16 protein-coding genes are annotated in these 17,037 nt (G+C 44.7%); 8 read left to right on the top strand and 8 right to left on the bottom strand.

The annotated features are described in order from the left end of the window. Positions 1 to 17: 17 nt before the first annotated feature. From FEM55_RS05075 to FEM55_RS05060, 4 genes are all read left to right on the top strand, one after another. Positions 18 to 977 (top strand): DUF6807 domain-containing protein, encoded by a 960-nt coding sequence (locus FEM55_RS05075; RefSeq protein ID WP_374756473.1) that lies wholly within the window; start codon positions 18 to 20, stop codon positions 975 to 977. Positions 978 to 1,051: 74 nt separating this feature from the next. Then, positions 1,052 to 1,600 carry a DUF1697 domain-containing protein gene (locus FEM55_RS05070; protein WP_171036471.1) on the top strand — a complete coding sequence of 183 codons (549 nt, stop codon included), beginning with the start codon at positions 1,052 to 1,054 and terminating at the stop codon, positions 1,598 to 1,600. A 266-nt stretch (positions 1,601 to 1,866) separates the two neighbouring features. Further along, the gene (locus FEM55_RS05065; RefSeq protein WP_138280198.1) at positions 1,867 to 2,280 is read left to right on the top strand and encodes a Dabb family protein; all 414 of its coding nucleotides are present in this window, start codon (positions 1,867 to 1,869) and stop codon (positions 2,278 to 2,280) included. Between the two features lie 171 nt (positions 2,281 to 2,451). After that, complete coding sequence (locus FEM55_RS05060; protein ID WP_138280197.1) at positions 2,452 to 4,212, top strand: glycoside hydrolase family 9 protein; 1,761 nt, start codon at positions 2,452 to 2,454, stop codon at positions 4,210 to 4,212. A 40-nt stretch (positions 4,213 to 4,252) separates the two neighbouring features. Here FEM55_RS05060 and FEM55_RS05055 read toward each other — a convergent pair whose 3' ends face one another. Continuing rightward, entirely contained in the window at positions 4,253 to 4,465 is a 213-nt protein-coding gene (locus FEM55_RS05055) for a hypothetical protein (protein ID WP_138280196.1), read from the bottom strand. A 279-nt stretch (positions 4,466 to 4,744) separates the two neighbouring features. Between FEM55_RS05055 and FEM55_RS05050 the strand changes: the two genes are divergently transcribed. The 3 genes from FEM55_RS05050 to FEM55_RS05040 are packed head-to-tail and all read left to right on the top strand — an operon-like array spanning position 4,745 to position 6,269. Then, on the top strand, positions 4,745 to 5,116 hold the full coding sequence (locus FEM55_RS05050) for a hypothetical protein (protein WP_138280195.1): 372 nt from the start codon (positions 4,745 to 4,747) through the stop codon (positions 5,114 to 5,116). A 39-nt stretch (positions 5,117 to 5,155) separates the two neighbouring features. Continuing rightward, entirely contained in the window at positions 5,156 to 5,815 is a 660-nt protein-coding gene (locus FEM55_RS05045; RefSeq protein WP_138280194.1) for an oxidoreductase, read from the top strand. Positions 5,816 to 5,819: 4 nt separating this feature from the next. After that, the gene (locus FEM55_RS05040; protein ID WP_138280193.1) at positions 5,820 to 6,269 is read left to right on the top strand and encodes a GNAT family N-acetyltransferase; all 450 of its coding nucleotides are present in this window, start codon (positions 5,820 to 5,822) and stop codon (positions 6,267 to 6,269) included. Positions 6,270 to 6,331: 62 nt separating this feature from the next. Here FEM55_RS05040 and FEM55_RS05035 read toward each other — a convergent pair whose 3' ends face one another. Together FEM55_RS05035 and FEM55_RS05030 are read right to left on the bottom strand one after the other, a co-directional pair. Next, entirely contained in the window at positions 6,332 to 6,757 is a 426-nt protein-coding gene (locus FEM55_RS05035; protein WP_138280192.1) for a hypothetical protein, read from the bottom strand. 88 nt (positions 6,758 to 6,845) lie between these two features. Beyond that, the gene (locus FEM55_RS05030; RefSeq protein WP_138280191.1) at positions 6,846 to 7,589 is read right to left on the bottom strand and encodes a lysophospholipid acyltransferase family protein; all 744 of its coding nucleotides are present in this window, start codon (positions 7,587 to 7,589) and stop codon (positions 6,846 to 6,848) included. 142 nt (positions 7,590 to 7,731) lie between these two features. On the opposite strand from FEM55_RS05030, the gene FEM55_RS05025 reads away from it, so the two are divergent. Continuing rightward, positions 7,732 to 8,715 (top strand): acyl-ACP desaturase, encoded by a 984-nt coding sequence (locus FEM55_RS05025; RefSeq protein WP_138280190.1) that lies wholly within the window; start codon positions 7,732 to 7,734, stop codon positions 8,713 to 8,715. Positions 8,716 to 8,795: 80 nt separating this feature from the next. On the opposite strand, the gene FEM55_RS05020 is transcribed toward FEM55_RS05025, so the two are convergent. The 5 genes from FEM55_RS05020 to FEM55_RS05000 form a co-directional block, all read right to left on the bottom strand. Continuing rightward, the gene (locus FEM55_RS05020) at positions 8,796 to 10,784 is read right to left on the bottom strand and encodes a T9SS type B sorting domain-containing protein (protein ID WP_138280189.1); all 1,989 of its coding nucleotides are present in this window, start codon (positions 10,782 to 10,784) and stop codon (positions 8,796 to 8,798) included. A 220-nt stretch (positions 10,785 to 11,004) separates the two neighbouring features. Then, positions 11,005 to 12,459, bottom strand: a complete 1,455-nt coding sequence (locus FEM55_RS05015; protein ID WP_138280188.1) for a S41 family peptidase — start codon at positions 12,457 to 12,459, stop codon at positions 11,005 to 11,007. A gap of 649 nt (positions 12,460 to 13,108) precedes the next feature. Further along, complete coding sequence (gene iolE / locus FEM55_RS05010; RefSeq protein ID WP_138280187.1) at positions 13,109 to 14,011, bottom strand: myo-inosose-2 dehydratase; 903 nt, start codon at positions 14,009 to 14,011, stop codon at positions 13,109 to 13,111. A 104-nt stretch (positions 14,012 to 14,115) separates the two neighbouring features. Further along, the gene (gene iolD, locus FEM55_RS05005) at positions 14,116 to 15,981 is read right to left on the bottom strand and encodes a 3D-(3,5/4)-trihydroxycyclohexane-1,2-dione acylhydrolase (decyclizing) (RefSeq protein WP_138280186.1); all 1,866 of its coding nucleotides are present in this window, start codon (positions 15,979 to 15,981) and stop codon (positions 14,116 to 14,118) included. Between the two features lie 33 nt (positions 15,982 to 16,014). Then, the gene (locus FEM55_RS05000; RefSeq protein WP_138280185.1) at positions 16,015 to 16,965 is read right to left on the bottom strand and encodes a class II fructose-bisphosphate aldolase; all 951 of its coding nucleotides are present in this window, start codon (positions 16,963 to 16,965) and stop codon (positions 16,015 to 16,017) included. Positions 16,966 to 17,037 lie beyond the last annotated feature (72 nt).

Genomic DNA, 17,037 nt, shown 5'->3' with positions numbered 1-17,037 from the left:
ATGCTCAGAAAGTTGAGATGATCAACAGTGTGAAGGATAAAAAGGTAGAAGTCAGAATCGATGGAAAGCCTTTTACATCCTATTTTTATCCGGGTGAGAAAACGCTGAAAAAAGCCGTTTTATATCCTGTCCAGACTGCAAAAGGAACTTTGGTGACGCGCGGCTGGCCGCTGGACCCAAGGCCCGGCGAACGCGTGGATCATCCGCATCACGTGGGCATGTGGCTGAATTATGAAGATGTGAACGGAAACGATTACTGGAACAATTCGGATGCAGTGGATCATGAAAAACGGGCTTACGGAACGATTATACATACGGGCATCACATCCGTAAAAAGCAGCGGCAATAAAGGAGAGCTAAAAGTGACGGCGGACTGGATAGATAAAAACGGAACGTTAACGATCAAGGAAACCACTACGTACGTTTTCAGCGGAAAAGGCGATCACAGAGTCATTGACCGTTCCACAACGCTTACGGCTGTAACGGATGTAGCCATGCCGGATGTAAAGGACGGAATGTTTGCCATCCGCGTGGCGCGGGAACTGGAACTGCCGTCTGATAAACCGGAGATCTTTACGGATGCCAGCGGAATTGCGACCAAAGTGCCGGTTATGAACAACACCGGGATTACAGGCAATTACCGCAACAGCAACGGAATTACGGGCGAAGCGGTTTGGGGAAAACGTGCCATCTGGTGTAATCTGACGGGTAAAATCAAAGATGAGAACATCAGCATTGCCATTATTGATCACCCGAAAAATGTAGGTTACCCGGCATACTGGCATGCAAGAGGTTATGGCTTGTTTGCTGTAAACCCGCTAGGAATGAAGGCATTGAGCGACGGAAAGGAAGTGCTTGATTTCAAACTGAAAAAAGGAGAATCGACGACATTCCGTTACCGTACGATCATTGCTTCCGAACATCTGCAGGATGCTGCACTGAACGGTTTTGCTGCAGATTATGCAAAAACAGAGTAGTATTTCGTTTAGCTGAATACATTGATTACCTGCAACGCCTCCATTTTCGGGGCGTTGTTTTTTTACATAAGCCCGTGAACAAAACAACTTATATTGCCCTATTGAGAGGCATCAATGTCAGTGGAAGCAACCTGATTAAAATGCCGGTACTTCAAACGTTATTTGAAGCAGCAGGCTGTGAAGCTGTTAAGACATATATGCAGAGCGGAAATGTCGTTTTTACACATCAAACCTTGACTTGCCAGGATCTGGTCGGCAAAATAATGAATATGATCCGTAATGAACTGGAAATGAATGTCCCGGTTCTTGTCATGAAGCGTTCAGAACTTCTGGAAATTCGGCAGAACAATCCTTTTCTGCATGGCAGAAATGAAGAAGTTTCGCAGTTGCATGTTACTTTTCTGTCGGAAAAACCGGATCCTGAAAAGTGGGAGAAAATGGATCCCGGCAAATACCTGCCTGATGAATTGGTACTTGCGGATCAAGTGATTTACCTGTTTTGTCCGTCGGGCTACGGCAAAACCAAATTGCATAATAACTTTTTTGAAAGCAAACTCAAAGTAACGGCAACCACAAGAAACTGGAAAACAATATTAGCGTTAGCGGACGGGTTTCAGGATTAGTCATGGGTTGTTATGATTGGTCCTTGATTGTAAATATGCAAGTCATGGATTGTTTCAAATTGGTCACTCCTTGTTATGTGGATGATTATTGGCGATTGGCTTTTGATTTGCATGGATTGTTTGTTGAAAGCTGAAAAACCGGCAGCTAGCTATGAATTTTGACAATGTCGGGAGAATTTGTACTCTTGATACCTAAGCGGTGGCAAATTGACTTTTACTGAAAAAATTAGAAACAGAAATTAACATAAACGGCATTTTATTAAAATATGGAAGATAAATCAAGACGTAGATTTTTGCAAAATGCAGGGCTGGCAACGCTGGCATCCGTCAGTCCGCTTGCCGCAGAGCCTCAAAGAGAAAAGGAATTGTTTATTCATCACGTCTTTTTTTATCTGAAAGACCCGAACAATGCGCAGGATGAAGCAAAGCTTCTGGAAGGATTGCATATGCTGGCCAAAGTTCCAACCATTCAATACGTGCATATCGGAAAGCCGGCGAATACAAACAGAAGTGTGATTGTGAAGGATTACACATTTTCATGGATGTGTTTTTTCAAAAACATCATCGAAGAAGAAATTTACCAGACACATCCGATCCATCTTGATTTCGTAAAAAACTATGCGCATTTGTGGGAGAAAGTACATGTGTTTGATTCAGTAGGACCCGGGAAGGTGAGTTAGGATCAGCAATTTTGTAGTAGCCATGAGCAATTGAAAATGAAACGATTACTTTTCCATGATCGGGAACTTGCTTGAAATGAATAGGTGTGCAGAAGAGAAAATCATTATAAATTCAGTAAAACAAACCGTGATTTTCTCTTTACTTTTATTCTGTTGCTTAAATCCCTAAATATGCCTGCTGTTTCCAAGTTTTTCAAATCGCTGTTTTTTGTTTCTGTTGCATTTGCTTCAGCGCTTTCTGCGCAAATTCCGGATTCCGGCATTCGGGTAAATCAGATTGGCTTTTATCCGGGAGGCAGGAAAGTGGCAATCATTCCCGGTGAGAAAAACGCCGCTTTCAGTGTAAAAGAAGCTTCATCGGGAAAAGTGGTTTTCAAAGGAAAGTCTGGCGAACCGGTCACCAATCCGTATTCAGGAAAAAAAACGCAGACCGCTGATTTCAGTGATTTCAGGAAAGCCGGGAAATACTACATTGAAGTAAATGCAAACAGCAAATCGCCCGTCTTTGAAATCAAGGATCGTGTACATAAGGAAGCGGCACTAGCTTCATTGAAAGGCTTCTATTATCAGCGCGTTTCCATTGACCTTCCTGAAAAGTATGCGGGTAAATGGGCGCGCCCGGCCGGACATCCTGACGACAAAATCCTGATTCATGCATCCGCAGCTTCTGCCGGCAGACCCGAAAATGCAGTAATCAGTTCGCCGAGAGGTTGGTACGATGCAGGCGATTACAATAAATATATTGTCAATTCCGGAATTACCATGGGTACTTTATTGTCGTTGTACGAAGATTTTCCAGCTTATTTTGAAGATTTTAACACCAATATTCCCGAAAGTACCAATGCCGTTCCCGACTTGCTGGATGAAATAATCTGGAATCTTCGCTGGATGCTGACGATGCAGGACCCGGAAGACGGAGGCGTTTATCACAAGCTGACTAACCCGCGGTTTGACGGAATGATTATGCCGGATGCTGCAAAAAATCCTAGATATGTCGTACAGAAAGGCACTGCGGCCACACTGGATTTTGTAGCAGTCATGGCGCAGTCGGCCCGGATTTTAAAGAATTTTAATGCACAGCTGCCGGGATTGGCGGATTCCTGTTCTGTTGCGGCGGTAAAAGGCTGGCAATGGGCAAAGAAGAATCCCGCCGTTATGTATGATCAGAATGAACTGAACAAGCAGTTTGATCCCGATATTGTAACCGGCGCGTATGGAGATAAGAATGTCAGTGACGAGTGGATCTGGGCCGCTGCGGAAATGTATGCCTTGACCAAAAAGCCGGAATATCTGGACGGCATTGTTCTTGAAACCGAACGTGCCATGCCGCTGCCGACATGGAGCCAGGTGAAAGCATTGGGATATTACACGCTTTTGCGTTTTGCGGATGAGTTGAAGATGGAAAGCAAACGTTCAGCTGATCTGAAAAAAAATGTTCTTGCCTTTTCAGATGATCTGATCAAAGGATATCAAAAGCAGCCATACCATACGGTTATGGGAAAATCGGAAAAGGATTATTCGTGGGGAAGCAGCTCCGTCGCGGCCAATCAGGGCATAGCCTTGCTGTATGCCTACAAGCTTACAAAAGACGCTAGATACGTGAATGCGGCACTTGAAAATCTGGATTATCTGTTGGGCAGAAATGCAACGGGTTACAGTTTTCTGACCGGTTTTGGTACGAAACAAGTTATGCACCCGCATCACAGGCCTTCTATTGCGGATGGAATTGACGAACCGGTTCCCGGATTGCTTTCAGGAGGCCCAAACCCCGGCCAGCAGGATAAATGCACGACCTACACGAGCAAGTTTGCCGACGAATCATTTACAGATGACGACTGTTCGTATGCGTCCAATGAAATTGCGATCAACTGGAATGCGCCGATGGTTTACCTTGCAGCTGCTTTGGAAGCCATCATGAGCAAATCAAAATAAAAAATTTGTAAGTAAAAAACCCTTGTTATGCAAGGGTTTTTTATTCGTGGGTTGATTCCACCGGAACAGTCGGAGGCGTTTCATTATAGCCTTTTTTATCGTTCATATTCTCCGATTCAGATTCTTTGATTGCATCTTTTTTCAGGCTTTTGGATGGTTTCTGACTATCATCTTCCTGCTTGATTTTACCTTTCGGGCCGCCATGCGTCGGAGAGCCGCCTTCTACGTCTTCAGGATTCGCTTGATTTTCCATGATCATATTTGTTCTTTTCGAATTCATAGCAATTTTTGTTCCTGACTTATATACGTAAGCTATGCAGGGTAAAAAGTGAAAAGTAAGACGGAACGGGTGAAAACAGTCAGGTTGTTCTGTTTCGTTTGTTCCACACTTGGTTTCTGGATTCCGTTCTCCCGCATGTTTGTTGTTCCTGGATATTTCTCTGAAAATTCTGGTTGAAATAATCCGGAAATTCCAACTTACAGGATTGTCCAAGTGTCTTTTTATTGTTGAAAAATCCTGAATGACAATGCTATGAAAAAACTTGTTCTTCCTGTTCTGATCGTTTGTTCACTGTTATCCTGCAAGGATAATACTGTTTCTTCCAACGTTTCTGCATGCGGTGTAAATGATCCGATCCGAAATCTTCCATGGCTGAAAAACCTGATAGAAAAAGCGATTGATGATAAAGAAGCCAATATGTTGACAGTTACGCTGCTGGAATTCAAAGGACGGCCCATTTTGAATTACAGTACTTTATACATGTCCTGTTATGGCTGTATCAATTATGAATGTGACGGCTCCCGTGTTGATATAAGTAAATTTCCAGAACAGGAATTGAAGGAGTTCCAGGCTTTGATTAACGATACTTCGGGCAAAAAAACGATCCTATGGCCTGAAAAGTAGCTTATAATTCGTACCTTTTGGTGTAACCTTACTGAATTTATGCCAGAAGAAATTTCAAGAACTGCATTATTGGCCGGCGCAACCGGTCTTGTCGGAAAGCAAGTACTTTGGAATTTGCTTGAATCCCCTAATTTTTCGGAAGTAAAAGTACTGACCAGGAGTCCGCTGGACTTAAAGCATCCCAGACTTACAAAGATCATAACAGACTTTGACAATCTGGATAGAACACTGATCCGGGCCGATGATATATTCTGCTGTCTTGGAACCACTATTAAAAAGGCGGGTTCGCAGGAAGCATTTAAAAAAGTCGATCTGGATTATCCTGTCAGGATCGCAGAATTTGCAAAGATCAACGGTGCTGAGAAATACCTGATTGTGACGGCAATGGGAGCAGATACCAAATCGGTGTTTTTTTATAACCGCATCAAGGGTGAAGTGCAGGAAAGGTTGTATGCAATGAAATTTGATGCCTTACATATACTTCAGCCTTCGTTGCTGCTGGGCAACAGAGCAGAAAGCCGGATGGGTGAGAAAATAGGCGAGGTGTTTTCAAAATTATTTGCCCCGTTTATGAACGGCTCTCTGAAAAAGTACAAAGCCATAGAATCGTCAAAAGTGGCCCGCGCGATGGTGTCACTGGCGATGAAACCTGAAAAAGGTATTTTTATACACGACTCCGCAGCCTTACAGAAATTGTAATCAGATGAACTTGGAAACTTTAAAAATCAGAGTCGCGGCCGGTGAAGATGAGGAAACGATTTATCAAATGATCTGCGGTCTTGAAAATAGGGAAATGGACCGTACGGCATACAACAAGGTATTCCGGGCAAATCTGAAAAGTGACAACATTCATTACTTTATTGCCGAGCTGAACGGAAATCCGGTCGGCATAGTGAGCTGCCATATTCAGCCTTTGCTGCATCATGCCGCACTGGTTTCTGAAATTCAGGAAATGTATATAGCGCCGGATTATCGTTCGGCCAAAATCGGAAAAGCGCTGATGGAGCATGTAACTGCATTTGCAAAAAGCCAGGGTGCGATCCAGATGGAAGTGACATCGCGCAGCACGCGTGAAAATGCGCATCGTTTTTACCAGCGTGAAGGGTTTGAAAAGTCGCATGTAAAGCTTGTGCGGTATTTCAGGGATGAATGATAAAAAAAGCATCCGGCCAGTGACCGGATGCTTTTTGCATTACCCTAAACCTTCAACTGCTTTTAATATCTGTATCTGCGGTCGCGTGCCCAGTGATCGCCTCTCCGGCTGCTCATTCTGCGTGTATCTGCCATCAGCCTTTCCAGATCTTCACGCAGCATTCTGGTTTCCCGGTTAGACAGGCGGCCGCGGTGGCTGAACTTTCTCTCCATAGCCTCAATTCTTTCATACCGGTTCATGAGTGCACTGGCTTCACGGGAATCAAGTGTTCCGCGCTGAATGCCTTTGGAAATTTCCTGACGTGCTTCTCTCTGAAGATAGCTTATATCCGAAGACCGGCCATGGCGGTAATTATCGTTGTAGCGATCGCGGTTATTGTACTCGCGATTGTCGTAATCACGGTTATCGTAACGGTCATTATGCGGATACTGGGCGAAAGCACCTGTGAAACTTAAAGCGAGCATTGCGGCAACAAATATCTTTTTCATGACTAATAAATTTAAAGTTCATGGGTTAGAGTGCTGCGATGCAATCAGGTTTAAAAGCAGGTTGTTAATGATTGTTAAGAAAAAAAACTTAAATGCGTGCAGCGCTGATTGATGTCCGTATAGCTTCCTGTGCTTCCTGAAGTATGTCTTCTACTTTTCTGCCGGCGGGTTCGATGCCCGGCAGCACGGTCCAGGAAAGATCGGAAAATGATTTCAGCGGAAATATTCCTTTCGGGTTGAATGCGCCGGTTCCGGCAATGGCTACGGGAACAATGAGCGCATCCGGAGCACGTTTGAGCAAGGTTGCCACGCCGCCGGCAATGAACGGTTTCATGATGCCGCTGGCCGTACGCGTGCCTTCCGGAAAAATAATGGCTGAGGATTTTTCCTCGAAGATCAGTTTGCCCAGCCGGGAAATTTCCATCACAGCCTGTTTGCTGTCTTTGCGGTTGATGAGTGCGGCGCCGCTTTTGCGAAGGTTATAGGAAATGCTTGGAACGCCTTTTGAGAGTTCTATTTTGGAAACAAAACGGGGATGATATTTCCTCAGAAGCCAGATTAACGCCGGGATATCGAATGTGCTCTGGTGATTGGCAACGAAAATAATCGTCCGGTTATCCGGAATTGCAGTGCGGTTAACGAGTGAAATCCGTGCGCCGGTCAGGTAAATTCCGAATGTGAGAAAGAAGTTGAGAATGTCAACAGCAACCTTGTGTACTTTCTTGCCGAAAACATTGTAAGCGATAACCTGTATAACGTGAAAGACCAGCAGGGTTAATCCAAAATGAATAAGGTAAATAATACTGAGAGGGTAATCAAGGATTTTTTTCATTCCGATTTTTTCTGCAAAAATAGTTCAAAACTGCTTTGTTTATCCTAATTTGTGTTGAAGTAAAAAGTTATTGATCGTTCAATACTTATTTTTATTTCACGTACTTTGCAAAAATACATCAAGCGTTTAAACCTCAAAAAAAATGGACACCGCACTTTCAGCAGAGAGACTTGAAGTCATGCAACATGTAGGAAAAGATCTGGATATGCTGATGGCAGAATACCTTAAGCCAATTGAAGAAAACTGGCAGCCTACTGATTTTTTACCTGATTCTTCCAAAGATAATTTTTTTACAGAGGTCAAATTACTGCAGGAAAGCTGCCGTGATCTGCCATATGATTACATAGCCGTATTGATCGGTGATACCATTACAGAAGAAGCACTTCCTACTTACGAATCCTGGCTCATGGATGTCATCGGTGTAGATCAGGTGGATAATCCTTCGGGATGGTCGCAGTGGGTGCGAAGCTGGACGGCCGAGGAAAACCGTCATGGCGATTTGCTGAATAAATACCTGTACTTGTCCGGACGTGTAAACATGCGCGCCATGGAAGTGTCAACGCAATTTCTGATAGCGGACGGCTTTGACATCGGAACAGACCGTGATCCTTACAGGAATTTTATTTATACATCGTTTCAGGAACTGGCAACCAATGTTTCTCACCGGCGTACGGCCACGCTGGCCAAAAAGTACGGGAATCCGCACTTATCCAAAATCTGCGGGGTCATTGCTTCGGATGAAATGCGCCACGCAAAGGCGTATAAGGCATTTGTAAGCCGGATTCTTGAAGTGGATCCTTCGGAGCTGCTGATTGCGCTGGAAGATATGATGCGGAAAAAAATTGTTATGCCGGCTCATTTCCTGCGGGAATCCGGTGTCAAGATGGGAGACACTTTTTCTCATTTTTCGGATGCGGCTCAAAGACTGGGCGTTTATACAACCAACGATTACATCGAGATTCTGGAATCCTTACTTGTTGAATGGGAAATCGGGGCGGTAAGAAACGTTAATGAAAAAGCTGAAAAAGCAAGAGATTATTTGATGGCGTTGCCTGCACGTCTGAAAAGAATCGCTGACCGTACGCGCGTTCCCGAACTGCAATACGAATTCAGCTGGATCAGCTGATTGTTCCAATACTTGAAACAAAGAGCCGGAAAGCATCATCCTGAACAAAAAAGCCTTCGCCAGCGAAGGCTTTTTTGTTATTATCTAATCAGTAGAACAGAGCCTTTTTTACGGATTTTTTTGCCGTCTTCCGCAGTGCCTTCAATTTCCCAAACATAATATCCGCCGATTGGCTTTGATCCTTTGAAACTTCCGTCCCAGCCCTGACCCAGCTGATTCGTATAAAATACAACTTCTCCCCAGCGGTTGTAAACCTTGAAATAGGAAAGGGACGCAATGCTGAAAACCACAGGCGTGAGTACTTCGTTTTTACCGTCTCCGTCAGGAGTAAATGCCGTCGGCATACTGATGTTTCCGGTTCTGGTGACATGCAGGTTAACGCTGGCTGAACCTGTGCATCCGGATGCAGTCGTTACATTGACCGTGTAGGTCTGATCTTCCTGCAAAGTAGCAATCGGGTTCGGGCTTGCCGGGTTGTTCAGACCTTCGGGAGGCGACCATAAATAAGTTCCGTCAGCAGCATTCGGGATCTGCGGTGAAGACACCGCAAGCTGAAACGGAACATTGTAGCTGACGGTCGTATCCGGCGTTACAGCCAGTTCCATCGCCGTAACAACCGTAATCGTCACTGTATCCTGCTGCGTACAATTACCCTGACCGGCCGTTACAATATATTGTGTAGTGACATTCGGGCTGGCAACAGGATCTTTGGAATTCGGATTATCCAGACCAGTTTGCGGCGACCATGAGAATTGCTGAGCATTGCTGTTTGTGGTCAGGTTTACAGTTTGACCAACACAAATGGAAGCATCGGAAATCGTGGAAACAGTGAGGTCATTTTCAAATTCAACCTTGACTTCCTTCTGAACCGTACAATTGTTGGCGTCTTTGACAAAAACCTTGTAAACAGCAGGCGTCAGTTTAAAAGTATTGTCTGCCTGATAGTTAATTGAGTCAATGGAGTACTGGTACGGAGCAAGACCGGCTGCTGCACTGACCGTCAAAGTTGCTTCCGTATTGTCGTCACAACTGCCGGCCAGCAGTGAAGTAGTCATATTCAGGTCGCTGATAATGGCTTGTTTACGGTTTACCAAAACATTTCCGCAGGCGGAGTTCGTAACCGTGAGGGTTATATTTTTGGTTCCGCCATTATCCCAGGTCACAACATAAGGACCCATTCCCGAGCCGGAAACGACTTTGCCGCCGTCCCAGTCCCAGGCAAAAGTATAGCCGGTGCCGGGAGCGGGAATATTGCCTGTATATTTGATGTCGATATTTTGCGGAATGCCGCAGCTTGGATTGGGCGAAATTGAAAAATCAGCATAAGGATTGATATTTGCTACGAAGCATAACTCTGAATATACTTTGTTTACATCCGCTTGCGAGGAAATTTCATTACTGAAATTTATGTATGCAAAGTTGGCTTCGCCCGACTCGCATGTTACGAATTCGTCATCCCTGAAAATATAGATCGGCGTTCCCGCTTTTCCAACGTACAATCTGTCGACATCATTAAATGTGACAAACAAAATATTATTGACATAAACTTCCATAATTTTTGACTGTCCGTTCCGGGTAAATGTTAAAAGGTAATACTCGTCATTGTTGAAAAACGGGCAATTACCGGCAATTCCGGTTGGGTAAAAATCCATACAGCGGTCATTCGATCCATCGATGTCTTTAAAGTAAATTCCGACATCATCTACGCCGTTGGAGAAATCAATAATGCGGGTCCAGGTTTTACCCCAATCCGTCACTTTGACATACATCTGAATGGTGTAATTATCCGTAATTGCCCCTTCGGTATTCGGATAGGAGAGGCCCCAGTTAAGCGCATTATGATAAACACTTCTTTGTACGCCGCAGGGAAGTCCGTCTTTTATAAAGCCGCCCGGAGAGGAACCGGCATTACAGAAGCCAAGTGCCTGTGCGGGTTGAAGATCCGGTCCGCATTCCGGTTCGGCAACTTCCAGATTATCATAAAAACGATATGTATGGCTGATTTTCTGTGCTGCAACAGCATGGATGAAAAGAGAAAAACAGCAAATAAAAAGTAGTTTTATATGCATATAGTAACCGAATTCAGAAGTAAAATCAAACGTGAGTAAAGGTGCCTGGAACCCAACACTGGGCCACACCAATTCATTAAATCAGGCAAAGTTGTTAAATAAAATTACGGCAATTCCGGTTAAAATGATTTTTTGTTCTCATTTTTTACTAAACGCTGTAAAACACAAAACAGACATGGGATATCCATGTCTGTTTTGTGTATAATCCAGAAAATGCAGCTTACAGCTCTGCGGGTTTCATCAAACCTTTTTTCAGCATCAGCGCCGGACTGACTTTCAGGTTGTCCCGAAGTTGTTTCTGAATGGAAATGACTTTTTTGGCCGCGCTTGTTCTGGCATTTATATCAGAAGGAATTCCCATGACATCCAGCGCTTTGCGGAACAAGGTTTCATTTTCATCCCCGAACGCTTTATACGGAACGGCTGAATCTTCTACAAGGTAAGTCGGCGTCATTCCGTTTACAGTGCCGTAATCCGATTCGCCGTTTGCATTGGCGGTTTGTCCGAGCATGATGTAAGCACCCCATTTCCAGCGTTCCTGATCATCGTTAATCAACGAGCCGAAGAGGTTTTTCCCTGCCGTATGCTCACCAATTGTGATGACATCCATATAAGGTTTCAAGCCATTAATAACCAGCTCACTGGCAGAAGCAGTAGCATTGGACGTCAGCACAAATACACGGCTCAGATTGCTGCCGATATTGTTGGGCTCATTCTGAAAATTATATTTCAATGCATTTGCACCGTTGGTCTTGTTCCAGTATGCGTTGTATTTGTCATTCCACTGCTCGGTATAGAATATTTTTGTGCTTGAAACATTTTTACCGATCAGCGATGCCAGTGTTTCCGCCGAACTGATGTATCCGCCGGAATTCAGCCTCAGATCCAGAACCAGTTCATTAACACCCTTGCTTTTGAAATCGGCAAAAACCTGACGAAGTTCGTTGTCATATTTTTCCTTATCCGCGGTTGTACCCGGCACAAATTGCGTATAAACCAGATATCCAATTGTTTTTCCGTAAGCCGGTTTTGAAATTACGCCTGAAAATGCAACCGGGTCTTCATTCACTTCTGCTTTTGTAATAGTTAGCGTTGTATTTGAAGCAGTTATGGTTGTCCCTGTAAGTGTTCCAAGGGTCAATGTCACGGTTTCATTGCTTCCGAGAAGTGCACCATAATTGTCGGAGGTCAGCTGAGTTCCATTTACTTTCAGGATCATATCGCCTCTTTTCAATCCTGCTGCAGCTGCTGGGCTTCCTTTTACGACATAATTAAGGAATGCGGCAATATTGGACTTGCTGTCATCGATGTAGGAAAGCGAATAGCTGATCCCGAAAATCTTGCTGATCCCGTTAAATTCATTTTGCAAAACATCAATATTGTCTGTCACGCCGGAGAACCTGTCAACTGTTTGTCTTTGATAAACCAGTTTTTCAAAAAAATCATCAGGATCCATGCTTTTGTCGAGGCTGGATTCGGCAGGCATTTCTTTATACCAGAAGTAAGCGTCGTTCATGATCTCGTAAAGCCAGCTATTGACATCCTTATTGCCGAAAAGGGTAGTGGTATCTGTTGCGGTTTCTACAACAGGCTCGACATCTTTGTTTTTGCAACTGGCAAGAAGTGCCACAAAGGCAAGGAAAATGTATGTATTAAGTTTTCTAAAATGGTACATATTGAATCAGTATTTAAATTTAAGTAACTGATGGTTCATAGGCGATTTCAGGCTTGGGTAAATTAACGAAGCCGATTGTTATTACGTATGTCAAAAGAAAAGTGTGGCGCAGAATATTTAAAGAAATCTCCGCAGGAGTCACCTGATTCTAGCACCAAGGCCACTCCTCCGGAGTTGGGAAAACATACAATTAAATTCGTTTGCTACAAACAGGAAGGCCCTCCGGGCTTGGCTATTCGGCTTCGGAGGAGCCTTCTGTTTATAGCAAAGAAAATAAAGCGGTGCAGAAGAAAGCTCCGGAGGAGCCGCCTGGTTCTTGCGCCAAGGCCACTCCTCCGGAGTTCAAAAATATACAATTAAATTCGTTTGCTACAAACAGGAAGGCCCTCCGGGCCTGCAATTTGGCTCCGGAGGAGCCTTCTGTTTATAGCAAATGCGAATGAAGCGATGCAGAAGAAGGCTCCGGAGGAGCCGCCTGGTTCTAGCACCAAGGCCACTCCTCCGGAGTTGAAAAACATACAATTAAATTCGTTTGCTACAAACAGGAAGGCCCTCCGGGCCTGGCTATTCGGCTCCGGAGGAGCCTTCTGTTTATAGCAAATTGAAAATGAAGCGATGCAGAAGAAGGCTTTTAGCCTGTATATATAAATTAAATGCCGGTAAGATCTCTGAAGTATTTCCTTGCAATCATGGCATATTCCAGCGGATTTGCTTTGGACGGGTCTTGTTCAGCTTCCAGTACAATCCAGCCATGATAATCGCTGCTTTTAATGATGGAAAAAAGAGCAGGAAAATCAATGCATCCTTCCGGATCGCCGGGCACTGTGAAAACACCCTTTTTTACTGCGGTCAGAAAACTCAAACGGTCATCGTGTACACTTTGCAATATGTTTTGACGCACATCCTTCAAGTGGATGTGAGCGGTCCGGCCTATATATTTTTGCAGTGCGGCAACCGGATCTTCACCTGCGAAGTAAAAGTGACCACAATCATAATTCAGAAAAACATACTCCGGATCCGTTTTATGAAGCAGTCTGTCCGTTTCTTCCATGGTCTGGATACACGTGCCCATATGGTGATGAAATGCTAGTTTCAGACCACGGTCATGCGCTATTTTACCCAGTTCATTCAGGCCGAAAGTAAAACTGTTCCATTCTTCACGCGTATTCAGCATGCCTTTTCCTTCCAAAACGGGAACAGTCATTTGGCCCTGACAGCTGTTTCCGGTTTCACCGCCACCGATGACTTTGGCACCCATGTTTTCCAGAAAATCAAGAAGTCTGGTAAAATTCTCTCTGTTTTCGGCAAAACTTTTGGTAGTCAGTTCATAGCTGTTCCATTGATTACAAATCTGTAATCCTCTGAGATCTAAGGCTTTTTTAAGAATATTTACATCACGTGGAAATTTATTTCCTACTTCACAACCTGTAAATCCGGCTAGCGCCATTTCACTTACGCATTGCTCGAACGTATTTTCACCGCCCAGTTCAGGCATGTCATCGTTGGTCCAGATAATAGGAGCAACTCCGAGTTTTATATTATCAAAATTCATGTCGGTAAAAAGAAAAGGAGAAAGGGAGAATAGGAGAAAGGGAGAAAAGGTGGAGGAAACTCATTCCTTTTCCTTATTCCTTCCTTCTTTCCTCCTTTTATCCGTTATAAAAATATCCTTTGTTCTTTCTTGTTGTCGCGGTACGTTTCGTATGCCTTTTGAACACTCGCGGAAGCGGAAACTTCTGCAATCGGGACTTCCCACCATGCATTATAGCCTTTTACCGTCCGGTACAAACTGGTTTCAATGTAAATGACCGTTGTACGTTCATTCGATTTAGCCTGTGAAAGCGCCTCATCCAGAGAGTCTTTGTCAGTTGCCTTGATCACGATTGCGCCCAGGCTTTCTGCATTCTTAGCCAGATTGACCGGTAGGAAGCTGCCCGACAACTGCCCGGAATTCTCGTCACGGTATTTATACATGGTTCCGAAGCGTTCACTTCCAATACTTTCGGAAAGTCCGCCGATACTTGCATAACCGTTGTTGTTCAGCAGCAAAATGGTAAACCGGATACCTTCCTGAATAGAAGTGACAATTTCATGATTGTTCATCAGATAACCGCCGTCTCCGCAGATCACATAGATTTCCCGGCTCGGATCGGCCATTTTGGCGCCCATTCCTGCAGCAATTTCATAACCCATGCAGGAAAATCCATACTCCAGATGAAAGTTTTTAGGGTCAGTGGCCCGCCACAATTTGTGCAAATCTCCCGGCGCACTTCCGGATGCATTGATCATCACATCACGTTCATCCATAAAGCTGTTTAACGTACCGATAACAATGGCTTGATCAATAGGCGGTTCCGTGCTGTTCCCTTCTGCATAAATTTGCGTTACTTCATTGTCCCAGGCCTTGTTCATTCCGGCAATACGTTCACGGTATGCTGCATCCACTTCAAAGTTTTCCAGCAGTGACATTAGTTCTTCCAATGTAACTTTTGCATCGCCTGTCAGCGGCAATGCGGCATGTTTGAATGCATCGAACTCGCTGATATTGATGTTGATAAACTTGACTTTCGGATTTTTGAAAATGGATTTGGAGGCTGTCGTAAAATCGCTGTAACGCGTTCCGATACCAATAACCATGTCGGCTTCATTGGCAATTTCAATCGCATATTTGGTTCCTGTGGCACCGAGTCCGCCGATGCTGTAAGGCGCATCGTAACGTACCGCACCTTTTCCGGCAAAAGTCTCTCCAACCGGAATTCCCGTTTTTGTCGCAAACTCATGCAGTTTATCGCAGGCATCGCTGTAAATGGCTCCGCCGCCGGCTACGATAACCGGATTTTTAGCCGCTTTGATCCATTCTGCAGCTTTTTTCAGATTGTCCAGATCGGGTCGCGGCCTTCCGATATGCCAGACTTTTTTCTGAAACAGGGCTTCGGGAAAATCATATGCATGTGTCTGCACATCTTGCGGCATCGACAAAGTGACTGCGCCCATTTCTGCCTGGGAAGTAAGCACGCGCATGACTTCGGGCAAGGAGTAAATCAGTTGCTCCGGCCGGTTGATGCGGTCCCAGTATTTGGAAACAGGCTTGAAACAGTCATTTACGGAAATATCCTGTGTACCGGCACTTTCCAGTTGCTGCAGAACGGGGTTTGGTTCGCGTGTGGCAAAGATATCTCCGGGCAAAAGCAAAACAGGAAGTCGGTTGATGGTCGCAAGTGCGGCGCCGGTGATCATATTGGTGGCACCCGGCCCGATTGAAGTGGTGCAGACAAACGCACCCAGCCTGTTTTTTACTTTGGCGTAAGCGACTGCGGTATGAACCATCGATTGCTCGTTCCGGCACTGATAATAACGAAAGTCAGGATTTTCCTGCAAAGCCTGACCCAAACCAGCCACATTTCCATGTCCGAATATCCCGAAGCAACCGCCGAAATAAGGCTGTTCCACGCCATCTCTTTCAATGTACTGATTTTTCAAAAAGGTAATGGTAGCCTGCGCTACGGTGAGTCTTCTCGTCATTTTGTTTGTCGTATTAGACGGCTTGAAATAGGATCAGGCATTTACCGGTAGAAAATTGTCTGCCTTTCCGGTACAGCCAAACAGTTCGAATTTTTTTATTATAAAACGTTCGTATTCTTCCATGAAAATCTTTCCGGGCGTGGTAGGAGCAAATTCATCGGGCTTGTCTCTGAAAAATTCACGGTTCACCATCGTCCATAATAGTCTTGTATCCGTAGCAATATTGATCTTGCAGATTCCCAGCGGAATAGCTTTCCGAATTTCATCTTCCTGAACGCCTTTCGCATCCGTTTTAATCTTGCCGCCGGCTGCATTGATCCGTTCTACAATTTCCGGAACCACGTTGGAGCCGCCGTGTAAAACCAATGGAAATCCCGGTAACCGTTGCTGGATTTCTTCCAGTATATGAAACTGAAGTCCCTGACCGCCGGAAAATTTATAGGCGCCGTGACTGGTTCCAACGGCAATGGCCAGACTATCGCAATCCGTTGCTTTTACAAAATCCTCCACTTCCTGCGGATTGGTGTAAAATGAATGCGCTGCATCAATCGTCAGATTGTCTTCCACGCCGGCCAGGACGCCGAGTTCCGCCTCCACACTGATGTTTTTTTCATGTGCTTTTTCAACAACTTTCCTGGTCCTTTTTACATTTTCATCAAAACGGTCGTGCGATGCATCGATCATCACGGACGTATAACCGCCTTTGCGGATGGCATCGAAAATGTGTTCTTCGTAGCCGTGATCCATATGAACGGCATAAGTAACGTCGGGATAAATGCTTGAAGCGGCTTCAATCATGGCAAGCAGCATTTCAGGATGCGCATAATCTCTTGCAAACGGCGTTGTCTGTACAATAAACGGTGCATTGGCCTTCTGCGCAGCAGAAAAAAGACCGTGAATTTCCTCCATAAAAAACACGTTTACCGCCGGGATGGCATATTTGCCGTAGCATTCCTGGAAAAGTTGTTTTGTTGTTACTAGCATAGGCTGTTGGCTTTTAGCGGTTAGCTGTTGGCTTTTAGCCATTAGCTCTTGGTACTTAGCTACTTGGTTAGC

Source organism: Dyadobacter sediminis, assembly GCF_005860765.1.
Lineage (GTDB): Bacteria > Bacteroidota > Bacteroidia > Cytophagales > Spirosomataceae > Dyadobacter > Dyadobacter sediminis.
This window is presented reverse-complemented; position numbering and strand designations above follow the sequence as displayed.

Coding starts and splice junctions, on each gene's coding strand:
- FEM55_RS05015 (WP_138280188.1), bottom strand. CDS start 12,459: ATGTACCATTTTAGAAAACTTAATACATACATTTTCCTTGCCTTTGTG.
- FEM55_RS05075 (WP_374756473.1), top strand. CDS start 18: ATGATCAACAGTGTGAAGGATAAAAAGGTAGAAGTCAGAATCGATGGA.
- FEM55_RS05035 (WP_138280192.1), bottom strand. CDS start 6,757: ATGAAAAAGATATTTGTTGCCGCAATGCTCGCTTTAAGTTTCACAGGT.
- FEM55_RS05045 (WP_138280194.1), top strand. CDS start 5,156: ATGCCAGAAGAAATTTCAAGAACTGCATTATTGGCCGGCGCAACCGGT.
- FEM55_RS05030 (WP_138280191.1), bottom strand. CDS start 7,589: ATGAAAAAAATCCTTGATTACCCTCTCAGTATTATTTACCTTATTCAT.
- FEM55_RS05050 (WP_138280195.1), top strand. CDS start 4,745: ATGAAAAAACTTGTTCTTCCTGTTCTGATCGTTTGTTCACTGTTATCC.
- FEM55_RS05065 (WP_138280198.1), top strand. CDS start 1,867: ATGGAAGATAAATCAAGACGTAGATTTTTGCAAAATGCAGGGCTGGCA.
- FEM55_RS05000 (WP_138280185.1), bottom strand. CDS start 16,965: ATGCTAGTAACAACAAAACAACTTTTCCAGGAATGCTACGGCAAATAT.
- FEM55_RS05055 (WP_138280196.1), bottom strand. CDS start 4,465: ATGGAAAATCAAGCGAATCCTGAAGACGTAGAAGGCGGCTCTCCGACG.
- FEM55_RS05040 (WP_138280193.1), top strand. CDS start 5,820: ATGAACTTGGAAACTTTAAAAATCAGAGTCGCGGCCGGTGAAGATGAG.
- iolE (WP_138280187.1), bottom strand. CDS start 14,011: ATGAATTTTGATAATATAAAACTCGGAGTTGCTCCTATTATCTGGACC.
- iolD (WP_138280186.1), bottom strand. CDS start 15,981: ATGACGAGAAGACTCACCGTAGCGCAGGCTACCATTACCTTTTTGAAA.
- FEM55_RS05025 (WP_138280190.1), top strand. CDS start 7,732: ATGGACACCGCACTTTCAGCAGAGAGACTTGAAGTCATGCAACATGTA.
- FEM55_RS05020 (WP_138280189.1), bottom strand. CDS start 10,784: ATGCATATAAAACTACTTTTTATTTGCTGTTTTTCTCTTTTCATCCAT.
- FEM55_RS05060 (WP_138280197.1), top strand. CDS start 2,452: ATGCCTGCTGTTTCCAAGTTTTTCAAATCGCTGTTTTTTGTTTCTGTT.